Origin of the sequence: Rhizobium sp. BK376, assembly GCF_004341625.1 — a bacterium.
In the GTDB taxonomy this organism is placed as follows: domain Bacteria; phylum Pseudomonadota; class Alphaproteobacteria; order Rhizobiales; family Rhizobiaceae; genus Rhizobium.
This window is the reverse complement of the sequence record NZ_SLZG01000006.1, coordinates 1-13647: the sequence shown is the minus strand read 5'-3', so window position 1 is coordinate 13647 and position 13647 is coordinate 1. Positions and strand designations below refer to the sequence as shown.

Below are 13647 nucleotides of genomic sequence, written 5' to 3'. Positions count from 1 at the left end.
CACCGCTTGTTTTGGCGCTAGATGTGCCAGTCCGACGTATGCGTCGTATTCGCAAGTGCGCTGACAGTCGGGTCGTCAAGCGAATAGGCATGGATGTAGTCGATCTTCATCTGTGCCCCGTCCTTCATGCCATCCCCCGGGTCGCCCGCCGGACCGCCGACCGCGAGATTGACAAGCATATACATGGGCTTGTGCATGTCTGCGGGGGTGGCTGCATGGGCAACGGCAACGTCGTCGAAATACCAGACGATCTGGTCCGCATCCCAGAGCACACCGTAATTGTGAAAACCGGCCGTGCTCGGAACCTTGACCGCTGTCGATTCCATCGTGTGCTGCCCGGTCTCGTTCGTATGAGCCGTCACATTGACCGTCGTTGGATCCTGCCCACGCATTTCCACCACGTCCAATTCCGGCGGCCAGGAACCGTCTTCCGGCAGCAGCCAGAAAGCCGGCCATGCGCCCTGGTTTTCCGGCATGTCGGCGCGCATTTCAAAGTAGCCATAAGTCTGGGAGAAGGTGGAGTGCGTCGTCAGCAAGCCGGACGTATATTCATGGCCGTCCAGCGCCCATTTCATCGGGTCCGTCGTCGGCTTCGCCGATATGGTCAGTACGCCGTTTTCGACGGAGAACGGATTTGCCGAGGCCGTCGGGGCATAGGATGGATTGACGTACCATTCCAGTTCGCCGACGTTGAGCGTGCTCCCCTTGTCGGGCGCCCAGAAGAATTTCGGATCCCACGTGCCGGTGGAGCCGTTCCTCAGCGACAGCGTGTTGAAATCATCAGAAAAGGTTGGCGTCAGATGGGAAAGATCGATGCTGAGATCGAACTGATTGGCATGCAGGTCTGCCGCGGTCTTGTTGGCGAAGACAAGGCTTTCGCCGCCACCAAGGTCGAGGTGCAGATTTGCGCCCTGCTGGGTAAGATGGCTGGCCAGCTGGTCGAATGAGCTGAAGCCGTATTGGTTCAACCGGACCGTATCGTCAGCGCCGAAATCCGTGATCAGATCGCTTCCGTTGCCCTTGGTGAAGATGAAAGTGTCGGCGCCTCCGCCGCCGGTCAGAACGTCATTGCCGGCGCCGCCGTCGATAGTCTGGCTGCCAGTCCCGCCGGTAATGATGTTGTCTTCGGCGTTGCCGAATGCGTGCCTGTTATCGCCGGTTACAACAAGGTTTTCGAAATTGGCCGGCAACGTATAGTCCATCCAAGTGTTGATCGTGTCGACACCGCCATTAGCTGCCTCAGAGGCATGGTTGATATCGGAATAGAGATAATAGATGTCATCTCCGGTGCCGCCGATCATCGTGACGTTGACCGAACTGTCGCCCCACATGGAGTCGTTACCGGCGGTTCCGTAAAGCTGCGCACCGGATCCGGTTGCGGAAAACCAGGCCGTTGAGGTTCCGCTATAATAAAGTGGCTCGCCCAAGGCGTTTAAAATCGTTTGGGTCATTTACACTTCCTCTGTTGCATCAGATACCTCCCGTACGTTCCTCCAAAGGTACGGTAGCATCCGACCAACATGATCCATCAGCTATGGTTCGCCGATTTGCAGCTTGATCCGGTCACGACTGCCGCTAGCGTAAAAATTTCGGCGCATCTTTTGGCGGCATGCCGCCCGGCATGTCCCAATTTCGCGCGGAATTGTTCGGAATGAGCCAGATCGGCACTCGCCGCTAGCCAGCGAGGCGGCCGCCTTGCATCGGCGCCGGCACGCCCGTGGTTGCCGGGAAGCTGATCGGCAGGCCTCTCAGAACGCGAACCGCAAGATAGGCAAAGCATTCCGCCTCGACGGCGTCGCCGCGCCAGCCGAGCGTTTCCGCCAAGGTGGTTTCCACACCGGCGCGTTCGGCCAGCATCGCCATGATCGTCGGGTTATGGCGACCGCCACCGCTGACGACGAGCTTCTTCGGGCGGCGGGGCAGCAGATCGAGCGCCTTGCCGACCGCCGAGGCCGTGAAGGCGGAAAGCAGCGCTGCCCCATCCTCGGCGCCGAGGCCGTCGGCCATCGAAGCGGTAAAATCGAAACGGTCCAGCGACTTCGGATAGGGTGCGCTGAGATAGGGGTGCTCAAGCAGCTTGGACAACCGCGCCTCGTCGACCTTGCCCGCCCGCCCGAGCGCGCCGTCATAGTCCATATCGCCGAGGCCGAGGGATTTGACGAAGTCGTTCAGTGGCGCGTTTGCCGGGCCGGTATCGAAGGCAACGAAATTCTCGCCGCCGTCCCACCAGGTGATGTTGGCAACGCCGCCGAGGTTGAGGATTGCGCTGTCGCCGCTGGCATCGGCCTGGTGAAGGAGTGCCGCATGATAGGCGGCGGAGAGCGGTGCGCCCTGACCGCCGGCCCGCATGTCGGCCGAGCGGAAGTCATAGGCGACCTTGGTGCCGAGAAGTGAGCTCATCAATTCACCGTCACCAAGCTGGCGTGTCTGTCCGAGCCGATCCTTCTGGGGTGCGCGGTGCAGCACGGTCTGACCGTGAAAGCCGACGATGCCGATATCCGCCATGGTCATGCCGTTTGCTTCGACGAATTCCCTGACGGCGGCGGATTGGGCTCGGCTTAAAGCTTCCTCGGCTTCGCGGAAGATTGAGGGCTCGGGTCCATTGAAATTCCAAGTCCTTGCTTCTGCCAGCGTCTTCTCCAGCAGGGTCCTAACAGATTGCTCGTAGGGCATCAGGGCATAGGGGCCAAAGCTTTCGATGCGCTCGCCATCCGTCTTGATCAGGGCGACATCGATATTGCCGTCGAGAACGGTGCCGGTCATCAGGCCGACGGCCCAGATTGGTTCCATGATCAAGCTCCTAGGATTCGTTGATGCGATTGCCGACCGCCTGACGAAGCGGCAGGATGCCGCTGTCGAAATGACGGGTCGGATGGATACGGTTGGTCAGCAATGTCCAGGCTCTGCCCTTGGCGAAATCCACCCAGAGGCCGGTGCCGGTAAAGCCGGTATGGCCGATGGTTTCGAGCGAGCAGAGATCTCCGCCGGACCAGTTTTCGTAAGGGCGCTCCCAGCCATGCGTGCGTGTCGACGACAGAGGCGTTCGCATCAGCGCGATGGACTGCTTCGAGGCCCCGGTGCAGTTGAGCAGTCCCTCCGCAAAATCAAGGACGGATGCCGCCGTGCCGAACAATCCGGCATGGCCGGATCCGCGCAGCGCCGAGCAATTGTCGTCGTGCACTTCGCCGCAGAGAACGCGGTGACGCCAGGTACAATCCTCTGTTGCCGCGGACATTTCCGGGGCCGCGGAGAAGGCGAAGCCCGCGCCGGGATCCAGCTCCCGAAAGGTCTTTTGCTCCAGCCTCTCCAGCGCAAAACCAAGCAGGATAAAATTGATGTCGGAGTAAACCGGCGGCCCGGCCCGCCATTCCCGCTGCAGGATGAAGGCCCGCAGCAAATCCGGATCCTGGCCGTAGGTATAGATCGGCTCGACTGCCGGAAACGGCGTCTGATGACCGAGGCACTGGCGGAATGTCACTCTCCGTTCCCAGGCGTTCGGATCATATTGGCGCAGATCCGGTAGGACCGAGACAAGCGGTGCATCCAGGTCGATGATGCCGGCTTCAGCCAGCGCCAGAATACGCGGCGTCGTGAAGATGACCTTGGTCAGGGATGCGAGGTCGAACCAGGTGTCGGTCTGCATCGGCCTTCTGATGGGAACGATTTGCGCGGAGCCGACGGCGCGGATGAGGCGTCCGCGCTTCAGATCGACAATTCCAAGCACGCCGCCGGGAATACGCGAGGCGGCAATGGCTGCCTCCAAAGGTTCAAAGGCCCGGTCGAAGAGCTTGATGAGATCGGCATCGGCTTCGTATTCGGTTTGATCGACTGTGCCCATGGCCTTCCTTCCTCTCCCCCGATTGGCTGGCCTCAGCCTTCGGCCTGCGCCATGTGGTCCGCTCCGAATTGCTTCCAGTCCGCTGGAGCGGGTTCAAAGCCGATCGGGCGCACCAGCGAGGGAACCTGCCGCGTATCCAAGGTGAAGTTCTCATTGCGGCGATCGATGGTCGGCACGGCGGAAATCAGCCTCTTCGTGTAGGAGTGCTTTGGCTCCGAGAGCACCGATGCCGCATCGCCGATTTCGACGATCTCGCCTGAATAGATCACGGCGATCCGATGGGCAATGCGTTCCACCACAGCCATGTCATGCGATATGAAGAGGTAGGCAAGCCGATATTCGCGCTGCAGGTCGATCAGCAGTTCGAGAACCTTGGCCTGCACCGACACGTCAAGCGCGGATACTGCCTCATCCAGCACAAGCACGGACGGATTGAGCATGAGCGCGCGGGCAATGCAAAGCCGCTGGCGCTGGCCGCCCGAAAATTCGTGCGGATATCGCTCAAGGCTGTTTTCCGGCAGGCCGACGCGCTTCAGAAGCATGGCCATGCGCTCCCGCGTCTTGGTCGAAAGGCGTTCACCTGCGGCGATCACGGGCTCGGCCAAAATGCCGTCGACGCGAAGCCTAGGATTGAGCGATGCATAGGGGTTCTGGAAAACCATCTGTACCGGACGCTGACCCGTTCGGGATGCCCTTTCGGCATGGGCGGAAAATTTGCCCCGCGTGGATTTGACCAGCCCAAGGATAGCGCGCGCGGTCGTCGATTTGCCGGAACCGCTCTCGCCGACGATGGCAAGCGTTTCGCCGGGCACAAGGTCGAAGCACACATTCTCGACGGCATGAACCTGCCCTGCCTGTCTTCTGAACAGACCCGAGGACACCGGGAAACGAACGGTCAGGCCGTCGACCGCAAGGGCCGGGGCGACGATCTTTGTCTCATCACGTTTGAAGTCTTCCCGTGTCGCACGTCCGGCCGCGAAATGCGGAACGGAATGCAGGAGATGTTGGGTATAGGGATGGTTTGGGTGATCCAGCACCTGGTTCAATTCGCCCTGCTCGACCGCTGTGCCGCCCTGCATGACCATGACCTTGTCGGCGATCCCCGCAACCAGGCCGATATCGTGGGTGATGAAGATCATCGACATGTCGGTCTCGCGCTTCAGCTCGGCAAGCAGTGCCATGATCTGCGCCTGGACCGTGACGTCGAGCGCCGTCGTCGGCTCATCGGCGATCAGAAGACGCGGATTGCAGGCAAGCGCGGTTGCGATCATCACCCGTTGCAGCATGCCGCCGGAGAGCTGGTTGGGGCAATATTTCAGCCTGCGCGCCGCATCCGGAATCCGCACGCGGTCCAGCGCATCCTTGGCTGCCGCTGTTGCCTGGCGGCCGCTCAGTCCGCGATGCAGCCGGAAGGATTCCTCGATCTGCCGGCCGATGGTCAGCACGGGATTGAGCGATGTCATCGGCTCCTGAAAGATCATGCCGATCTCGGCGCCGCGGATTTTCTCGAGCTGTGGTTCGCTCGCCGTCGTCAGATCGAGAAGGCTATTGTCGGAGCGCTTCAGCTTGATCGATCCGCCGATGATGCGGCCGCCATTGAAGTCGACCAGGCGGTTGATGGAAAGAGCAGTGACCGATTTGCCGGAGCCGGATTCACCGACGATGGCCAGCGTCTCGCCTCCCGCGAGATCGAAGCTCACGCCGCGCACGATCTCGTTCGCTTCAGGATTGCGGCCGAAGCCAACGCGCAGGTCGGAAACGGAAAGGAGCGGGTTCACGATGCCGTCCTCCGCATTTTGGGGTCGAGAATATCGCGCAACGCATCGCCCAGCAGGTTGAAGCCCAAAATGCTGATCATGATCGCCACGCCGGGGAAGATCAGCAGCCAGGGTGCGGTCTCCATCAGGTTGCGGCTGTCGCTGAGCATCAGCCCGAGCGAGGCGGCTGGCGGTTGCGTGCCGAGACCGAGGAAACTGAGGCCTGCCTCCGTGAGCAGCGACCATGCAAGCGCAAGCGTGACCTGCACGGTCAGCGGCGCGACCAGATTGAGAAGGAGATGCCGCGTCAGGATATAGCGTTTCCTGCTGCCGAAGGTGCGGGCGGCATCGACGAAATCGCGGGCCTTAAGTGACAGGGCCGGGCCACGGACGACGCGGGTGAAGATCGGCGTATAGACGATGGCGATGGCGGTAACGCTGGTCCAGGTTCCCGGGCCGACGATCGCAATGATGAGCAGGGCAAGAAGGATAGCCGGGAAGGCAAGCAGCACGTCCATGAGGCGCATGATGATGCCATCCCAGCGCTTGCCGAACCAGGCGGCAGTCAGCCCAAGTATGGTGCCGATCAGGCTTGCGAGGGCAACGGAGAGGAAGGCAATCGTGAAGGACTGGCCGATCCCCTGCATCAGGCGGCTTGCCACATCGCGGCCGAAGAGGTCGGTGCCCATCCAGTAGACCACGCTCGGCGCATGCAGGCGGTCGATCCGGTTCTGCGTCAGTGGATTATGGGGCGTCACACCGAGCATCCCGAGGATGGCGACGACGAGATAGATCAGGACGATCACACCGCCGATCCTGCCGCTCATATGGCTAAGGATTGCACGAAGGATACGCATCAGCCTTCCCCCAAGCGGACACGCGGGTCGAGCGCGACATAGGCAAGGTCGACGAGGAGGTTGATGACCATGAAATTGAAGGCGATGAAGAGGACACAGCCCTGAACCAGCGCATAGTCGCGCTGCAGGATGGCATCGAGCACGAGGCGTCCGAGGCCCGGAAGCGCATAGATCTGCTCGACCAGCACCGCCCCGCCGAGGAGATATCCGAACTCGACGCCGCTCAAGGTGACGACCGGGATCAGCGCATTCGGCAGCGCGTGCCGCCAGATGACGCCGCGCGCCGGAACGCCACGGCTGCGTGCGGTCCTGACATAGTCGTCGCTCAGCACATCGAGCATGGCGGAGCGCGAAATCCGCGTTACCGATGCGGCGAAAGCAAAGCCAAGGGTGATGGCAGGCAAGATCATCTGCCCGAGATTGCCGATCGGGTCTTCCCAGGGCGGCGTGAACGCCCCCATGGTCGGCAGTACACCGAAGCCGGCTGAAAGCGCATAGATGATCAGCAATCCCAACACGAAATTCGGGGTCGACTGACCGATCATCGCGATGACCCGGACGCCGAGATCGGAGAATTTTTCCTTGTGAGTGGCCGCAAACACGCCGGCGGGAAGCCCGACCAACAGGGCGATGATCATCGAAAGCAGCGCCAGCTCAAGCGTCAGCGGAAAACGCTCGATGATGACCCCCAGCACCGGCTTTCCGTAGGTGACGGAAATGCCGAGATTGCCCTGAAGCACGCCGAGCAGCCAGCGCCAGTACTGGATGAACCAGGATTGGTCGATGCCGAAATAGGCGGCCAGCGACGCCCGCTGCTCCGGCGTCAGAAGACCGGCCTCCGTGCCGAGCATCGCCGTGATGGCGTCGCCCGGCACAAGGCGGATCGCAACGAATACGAGGATCGAAACCCCAATCATGACCAGCGGAAAGGTCGCCAACCGGCGGGCCAGATAATTCATGGGACCATAAACCTCGCGACCGTTCGCACTCGAGCCCTGATCGGATCAGGACTTGATGGAGACCTTGCTGAGGCCGAAGAGAGAACCCGTCGGAGACGGCACGAAGCCTTCGATGTTCTTCTGGGCGGCGGTGTAGCCATAGGACGTGTAGAGCCAGACCCAGGGGGACACTTCGGCAATGTGCTTTTCGAAGTCGGCAAAGATCGCCTTGCGCTTGGCGGGGTCGGTTTCAGCGCGGCCCTTCTGCAGCAGGCTGTCGAGCGTATCGTCGGTATAGTTCGCGACCTTCTGCAGGTTGCCGTTCTTCGTCCAGTAGCGGTTGTACATCGTGTAGGGATCAGCACTGCCGCCGTTGAGCGCAACAGCCATGTCGAAATTGCCCTTCAGCCAGGCGTCGACATAGACATTCAATTCCATCAGCTTGATATCGAGCTTGATGCCGATTTCGGCGAGTTGCGCCTGGATGACCTGTGCTTCGGAAGCGGCAGTCGGCGGCTCGCCGGTTGCGGCGATGACGGTTGCGGAAAAGCCGTTGGCGAAGCCGGCATCCGACATGAGCTTCTTGGCCTTTTCAACGTCGCGCTTGTAGCAGAAAAGCTGGCTCGGATCGGCAGCATAGGCAGGCATGGTGAGCGGCCCGGTCACCTTGCCTTCCCCGAGTGCTGCCGTGTCGAGTACGTCCTGGCGGTCGATGGCGCAGGAGATCGCCTGGCGTACAGCGAGCGTGTCCATCGGTTTATGGGCAGGATTGAGCTGCAGGACATTGTAGGAAAGAACGGGTGTGCGCGTCAGCACCAGGCTCGGTTCCTTGGGAACGAGCGTGGCAACCAGCGGGTCGTTCAGAAGCGCGAAGTCGACCTGCTTGGTGCGCATTGCAGCCAGGATCGCGGTTTCATCCGGCAGAACGCTGACGTTGATGCCATCGACGCCGACTGCGCCACCGGCCCAATCCTTGTTGGCGGACAGTACTTCCTTGGAATTCGGAACCCAGCTGTCGAGCTTGAAGGGACCGGAGCCGATCGCCTTGGTACCGATCGTGCCGGCCGTGATATCAGCCGCCGGAACGATGGCCGCGTTGATATTGGACATGGCGGTCAGGATCGGGACGTCGGGCTGAGACAGATGGAAGACGACGGTCGTCGGATCGGGCGTATCAATGCTTGATATCGACAGGAAGTTGGCGCGCGCCGCTGCCCCTGTCGCCTGGTCGAGAATGCGCTGGAAGGAAGCCTTCACGTCGGCAGACGTTACCGCAGCGCCGTTCTGAAACTTGGCCTTCGGGTCAAGCTTGAAGGTCAGGTCCTTTCCCTCGGCGGAGAAATCCCAGGACTGCGCGATGGCCGGAGCGATCTGCAGATTGCTGTCGAGCCTGACGAGCGGTTCATAGATGAGTTCGAGCAATCTCAGCGAGGAAAAGGCAGTCTGCTTGTGCGGGTCGAGGCCCGTTGCATCCTGCGACCAGGCCAGGCGCAGCGTTGCGGCGGCTGCGGGGGTAGACACGGTTGCGACACCCATCAGCGCTGCCAGCGCGATGCACGACATCATCTTACCTGCGAAATGCCTTCTCATTTTTCTCACCCTCTGCACCTTCGTTGATCCTGCGGCTATGCTGCCGCTTATGTCTATGTTGACGAATGCCCGAACAGCTTAAACGATCTTGGCGCTGATCGCCTTTCGCAGGAATCCTCCAGCGTTTTGCAATGCGTCGCGCGCTTCTTCAATGCCTGCGCCGGTTATTTCGATGAAAATGGCAAGTTTCACGTCATTGCCTGTCAGGTCGAGAACACGCCGCGCTTCCGCAGGCGTGCAGCCGGTCGCCTGCATGACAATCCTTGAGGCGCGGGCGACGAGCTTCTGGTTGCTCGCATTCACGTCGACCATCAGGTTCTGGTAGCTCTTGCCGATGCGGATCATGCTGGCCGTCGTCAGCATGTTCAAAATGAGCTTCTGCGCCGTGCCGGACTTCAGCCGCGTCGAGCCGGTCAAAATTTCAGGGCCGACGACCGGAGAAATGGCAAGATCCGCAATGCCGGCTATGACCGAGTTGGGATTGCAAGAGAGTGCCACCGTCTTTGCGCCGACGCTCCTGGCATAGTTCAATCCGCCGATCACATAGGGCGTGCGGCCGCTAACGGCGATGCCGACGACCACGTCCTTGTTGGTCAGATTTATCTCTTCAAGCGCCTGTTTGCCAAGCGCCGGATCGTCTTCCGCCCCTTCGATCGAGCGCCGCAGCGCGTCCGGGCCGCCTGCAATGAGGCCAACGACCATCGTATCCGGTACGCTGAAGGTCGGCGGGCATTCCGAGGCATCCAGGACGCCAAGCCGACCGCTGGTGCCGGCACCCATATAGACAAGCCTGCCGCCTTTCTGGAAGGCGTTCACGATCTCGTCGACGACGGCGGCAATTTCTGGAATGACCTTTTCGACGGCTACAGGGACGCCGCGATCCTCGTAGTTGATCTCGCGCAGGATGTCGAATGTCGGCAATAGGTCGATATGCATCGTATTGGGGTTCCGGCCTTCCGAAACCAGCTTTTCCAACTCGGATATCAACCTTTGCTCAGTCATCGACCTGTTCTCGAATTGTCATCTTGGACAAATGAAGATTGTAAAGCGAGGCACGCAAGCACTTGTCCGCTCACAATAAATTGGCGCCGATCCGGCGATTTACGAGATCACGGCTGATGCTTTATCCCGCCCTGCGACGTCACCGTCGCTGGCCGTCCGCCTCTGCTCCTCTCCCATTTCCCTTTCGTTAAAGTCTTAGGATCGTCTATTCCTTATGTCAACACGAAAAGGAATAATATATTCCAAATCGGCGACGATGAAAGCCTTACCTCGACCGACTAGGAAGCTGGCTGTGATTTCCTGGCAAGTATGATTGCGCCCGACACGGCGTCGCCGTCTGCGGGCTTCAAGCGACGGCGGACATCAGGGGAAAGCCATGGCTCCAGTGGACTGGCCAGTCCTCCGAGAAGCGACACGCGCGGCGCGCCCTTGTCGAAAAGAGCGCGGACCAGAGTGTCGATATGCTCGGCGGCACCTTGGACGATGCGGCGGGCCGCGGCGTCGCCCTGGTCGGCATGGCGCATCACCATCGGCGCGAGTGCGGCATAGTCGGTCGCCGACGACCGATCCATCCATGCGACTGCCTCCATCGGATCGTTCTGGAACCGCTGCATGATCTCTGCCAGCAAGGCCGTGCATTCCTGGCGACCGTCATGGGCGCGCAACGCCGCCTGCACCGCCTTCAGTCCGAGTTCGGCGCCGCTTCCGTCATCGGAGATGGGAAAGCCATAGCCGCCGACGCGCAGATCATGTCCATCCACGAAGCCGAGACCGATCGAGCCTGTTCCGGCAATGACGATCGCGCCGTCCTTGCCCGAATGGGCGCCGAGGCAGGCCCCCATTCCATCGCTGACAAATTCGATGCCGGCGAAACGATGAGGAATCGCCTTCAATGCTTCCAGCGCACCTTTGCGGCCGATGCCGGCAAGGCCGATGCCGACATGCGTGCGAGCGATCTCGCCATCGGCGAACCCTGACTCCTCGATAGCAGCACTAAAGGCTCTTGCGATCGAAGCCCATGCCTCCTCAATCCCGAGCCGGGTCGTGGCCGGACCGGAAAGGCCCTGTCCTAACACGGTACCCGAGTGATCCTCGATCCGGGCCCGACAGCCCGTTCCGCCGCCGTCGACGCCGAGAAAATATATCGGACGATCGGGTGCCTCGCTCATGGGCTCAGCCGCTCGATGTCGGCGCCGCAGAGACGCAGCTTGCGGTCCAGCTGTTCATAGCCGCGGTCGAGATGGTAGACGCGGTTGACGATCGTTTCGCCCTCCGACACCAGTCCCGCCAGAACGAGCGACACGGAAGCGCGCAGATCGGTTGCCATGACCTGGGCGCCCCTAAGGGCATTGCCGCCCCGTACAAGTGCGGTCGTTCCCTGCAGTTTGATATTGGCGCCGAGACGCATCAGTTCCGGAACATGCATGAAGCGGTTTTCGAACACCGTTTCGCGGATCAGGGAGGCGCCGTCGGCACAGCAGGCGAGGGCCATGAATTGCGCCTGCAGATCGGTGGGGAAGCCCGGATAGGGTTCCGTGGTGAGATCCGTCGCTTTCAGCGGTCCATCCCGCGAGACGACCAGCCCGCGATCGCTCGGCCACAGGCTGACGCCAACGGTCTCCAGCACCTGCACGACCGAGGCAAGATGGTCGAGGCGAGCGTTGATCAGTTCCAGCCTGCCGCCCGTGATCGCGGCCGCGACTGCATAGGTCCCGGCTTCGATCCGGTCAGGGATTCCGTGGTGTTTGGCGGGTCGCCATGTCGTGTTGCCCTCTATAAGAATCCGATGCGTGCCTGCTCCCTCGATCCGGGCGCCCATCGCGACAAGACAGGCGGCAAGGTCGGCTACTTCAGGCTCTCGGGCGGCGTTCAGGATTTCCGTCTCGCCTTTTGCCGTTGTGGCGGCCATCATGGCGGTTTCGGTTGCGCCGACCGAGGGCGAGCTCAGGACGATCCTTGTTCCGGTGAGACCGGAGGGTGCCGACGCGACAATCAGGCCGTTTTCTATCGCAATATCGGCGCCGAGGCTCGCGAGCGCCTTGATGTGAATATCGACAGGTCGCGCGCCGATCGCACAGCCTCCGGGCAAGGAGACGCGCGCCTCGCCGAAGCGCGCAAGCAGCGGCGCCAGGACCAGAACGGTGGCCCGCATCTTGCGCACCGTGTCGTAGGACGTTTCCTTCGATACGATCGCGCTTGCATCGATCGTCGTGCTGTGCGCGGATCCGGTCACGTCGGCGCCGTGAAGCCGCACCACACCCAGCATGTTTTCGACATCGGTGACAGCCGGAAGATTGGTCAGCTCCACCGGGTAGGGGCTGAGAAGGGCGGCCGCAATCTGCGGCAAGGCAGCATTCTTTGCGCCGGAAATCGTCACTGCACCCTGTAGGCTTTTTCCGCCGATGATCCGCAATCTTTCCATGAATATGAGTTCCACCAGGAGGAAGGTAGAGGGAACACCGATGGGATTCCTCGGAAGGGAATGATTATTGGGTCATTCCTTTCTGTCAATAGGAGAGGAATTTTTTATTCCAGATCATGGTTTGCCGGCTTCGGTTCCGATGTTATGGTGACTGCGCGATCATCAAGCCAAAACCGGCAGCGGCATCGCGAAGGGGCGAATGTCTATCCTGAAGAAGATCAGTGCTAATCTCGACGTGATGGCGCCGGCGGATCGCCAGATCGGCCAGTTCATTGTCGAGAACCCCGATCAGATGCTGCGGCTTTCGTCCGCTGCTCTGGCGGCCGAAACAGGCCGCAGTCAGTCGAGCGTGGTGAAGTTCAGCCAGAAGCTTGGTTACGCGGGCTATCAGGAACTGAAACTCGCCGTCAGCGAGGCCAAGGCGCAGGAATGGCAGGCGCCGGCCGGCATGATCCACGGAACGATCGAAGCGGGCGACGGATATCTCACGATCCTGCAGAAGCTGATCGGCAGCAAGCTGCAATCGATGCAGCAGACGATCGCCGTCAACAACGAGCAGGACATCGACGCAGCACTCACGACGCTCAACGAGGCGCGTCGCATTCATCTCGCGGGCGTCGGCGCCTCCTCGCTGGTGGCCCGCGACTTCTCCTACAAGCTGATGAAGCTCGGCCGAAATGTCCTCCATGACAGCGATAGCCATGTGCAGATGGCCAATGCCTCGACGCTTGGATCGGGCGACGTTCTGTTTGCACTTTCCTATTCGGGCGCGAGCATCGAGACCTTGCGCATTGCCGAGCTGGCAAGCCAGAGGAACGCCACGGTGATTTCGGTAACGGGTCTTTCCGACAATCCGCTGGCGCGGGCCGCCGACATTCGTCTTTATACTGTCGGTGACGAGGAGCGTGTCCGCTCTTCGGCGATTACCGCGCGCGACGCCCAGCTCATGCTGACGGATTTGCTGTTCATCCTGCTGGTGCAGAGACAGTCGGATGCCAATGAATATGTTCACAATAGCGAAATGGCCGTCTCCGTCCTCAAGGCCAAGCAACTGTCCTGATATTTCATGACCGGCCCTTGCGCGATATCGATGCGCGTACGAAAAGGGCCGTCAGGACGACAGATCAACATGACAGGGAGGCCGCGCAATGACTGAAGCCTTCATTTGCGACTACATCCGAACCCCCATCGGCCGCTTCGGCGGCTCGCTTGCGGCTGTGCGGGCGGACGATCTGGGCGCGCT

11 protein-coding genes are annotated in these 13647 nt (G+C 60.9%); 1 reads left to right on the top strand and 10 read right to left on the bottom strand.

Annotation, left to right across the window (positions count from 1 at the left end; all coding sequences use genetic code 11):
• Positions 1-17 precede the first annotated feature (17 nt).
• From EV561_RS16450 to murA, 10 genes are all read right to left on the bottom strand, one after another.
• Positions 18-1451: a family 16 glycosylhydrolase gene (locus tag EV561_RS16450; protein ID WP_132523366.1), complete on the bottom strand. Its 1434-nt coding sequence runs from the start codon at positions 1449-1451 to the stop codon at positions 18-20.
• A gap of 223 nt (positions 1452-1674) precedes the next feature.
• Positions 1675-2790, bottom strand: coding sequence for an anhydro-N-acetylmuramic acid kinase (locus EV561_RS16445; protein ID WP_132523364.1), 1116 nt, complete (start codon positions 2788-2790; stop codon positions 1675-1677).
• A gap of 10 nt (positions 2791-2800) precedes the next feature.
• The gene (locus EV561_RS16440) at positions 2801-3838 is read right to left on the bottom strand and encodes a serine hydrolase (protein ID WP_132523362.1); all 1038 of its coding nucleotides are present in this window, start codon (positions 3836-3838) and stop codon (positions 2801-2803) included.
• 32 nt (positions 3839-3870) lie between these two features.
• Positions 3871-5616, bottom strand: a complete 1746-nt coding sequence (locus tag EV561_RS16435) for an ABC transporter ATP-binding protein (protein ID WP_132523360.1) — start codon at positions 5614-5616, stop codon at positions 3871-3873.
• Positions 5613-6452, bottom strand: coding sequence for an ABC transporter permease (locus tag EV561_RS16430; protein WP_132523358.1), 840 nt, complete (start codon positions 6450-6452; stop codon positions 5613-5615). The genes EV561_RS16435 and EV561_RS16430 overlap by 4 nt, the downstream gene beginning before the upstream one ends.
• A complete protein-coding gene (locus tag EV561_RS16425; protein ID WP_132523356.1) occupies positions 6452-7411 on the bottom strand; it encodes an ABC transporter permease in 960 nt (319 codons plus the stop codon). The genes EV561_RS16430 and EV561_RS16425 overlap by 1 nt, the downstream gene beginning before the upstream one ends.
• 45 nt (positions 7412-7456) lie before the next feature.
• Positions 7457-8980: an ABC transporter substrate-binding protein gene (locus EV561_RS16420; RefSeq protein WP_132523354.1), complete on the bottom strand. Its 1524-nt coding sequence runs from the start codon at positions 8978-8980 to the stop codon at positions 7457-7459.
• Positions 8981-9058: 78 nt separating this feature from the next.
• Positions 9059-9982 (bottom strand): N-acetylmuramic acid 6-phosphate etherase, encoded by a 924-nt coding sequence (gene murQ, locus EV561_RS16415; protein WP_132523352.1) that lies wholly within the window; start codon positions 9980-9982, stop codon positions 9059-9061.
• Positions 9983-10260: 278 nt separating this feature from the next.
• A complete protein-coding gene (locus EV561_RS16410) occupies positions 10261-11151 on the bottom strand; it encodes an N-acetylglucosamine kinase (protein WP_132523350.1) in 891 nt (296 codons plus the stop codon).
• A complete protein-coding gene (gene murA / locus EV561_RS16405) occupies positions 11148-12404 on the bottom strand; it encodes a UDP-N-acetylglucosamine 1-carboxyvinyltransferase (protein ID WP_132523348.1) in 1257 nt (418 codons plus the stop codon). Before murA ends, EV561_RS16410 begins: the two co-directional genes overlap by 4 nt.
• 199 nt (positions 12405-12603) lie before the next feature.
• Here murA and EV561_RS16400 point away from each other — a divergent pair, with 199 nt between their 5' ends.
• Positions 12604-13464, top strand: coding sequence for a MurR/RpiR family transcriptional regulator (locus tag EV561_RS16400; RefSeq protein ID WP_132523346.1), 861 nt, complete (start codon positions 12604-12606; stop codon positions 13462-13464).
• Positions 13465-13647: the final 183 nt, after the last annotated feature.

What these genes read in the sequence shown, in the direction of transcription:
- EV561_RS16430 (WP_132523358.1), bottom strand. Translation starts at nt 6,452, where the DNA reads ATGCGTATCCTTCGTGCAATCCTTAGCCATATGAGCGGCAGGATCGGC.
- EV561_RS16440 (WP_132523362.1), bottom strand. Translation starts at nt 3,838, where the DNA reads ATGGGCACAGTCGATCAAACCGAATACGAAGCCGATGCCGATCTCATC.
- EV561_RS16445 (WP_132523364.1), bottom strand. Translation starts at nt 2,790, where the DNA reads ATGGAACCAATCTGGGCCGTCGGCCTGATGACCGGCACCGTTCTCGAC.
- murQ (WP_132523352.1), bottom strand. Translation starts at nt 9,982, where the DNA reads ATGACTGAGCAAAGGTTGATATCCGAGTTGGAAAAGCTGGTTTCGGAA.
- EV561_RS16410 (WP_132523350.1), bottom strand. Translation starts at nt 11,151, where the DNA reads ATGAGCGAGGCACCCGATCGTCCGATATATTTTCTCGGCGTCGACGGC.
- EV561_RS16450 (WP_132523366.1), bottom strand. Translation starts at nt 1,451, where the DNA reads ATGACCCAAACGATTTTAAACGCCTTGGGCGAGCCACTTTATTATAGC.
- EV561_RS16425 (WP_132523356.1), bottom strand. Translation starts at nt 7,411, where the DNA reads ATGAATTATCTGGCCCGCCGGTTGGCGACCTTTCCGCTGGTCATGATT.
- EV561_RS16400 (WP_132523346.1), top strand. Translation starts at nt 12,604, where the DNA reads ATGTCTATCCTGAAGAAGATCAGTGCTAATCTCGACGTGATGGCGCCG.
- EV561_RS16420 (WP_132523354.1), bottom strand. Translation starts at nt 8,980, where the DNA reads ATGAGAAGGCATTTCGCAGGTAAGATGATGTCGTGCATCGCGCTGGCA.
- murA (WP_132523348.1), bottom strand. Translation starts at nt 12,404, where the DNA reads ATGGAAAGATTGCGGATCATCGGCGGAAAAAGCCTACAGGGTGCAGTG.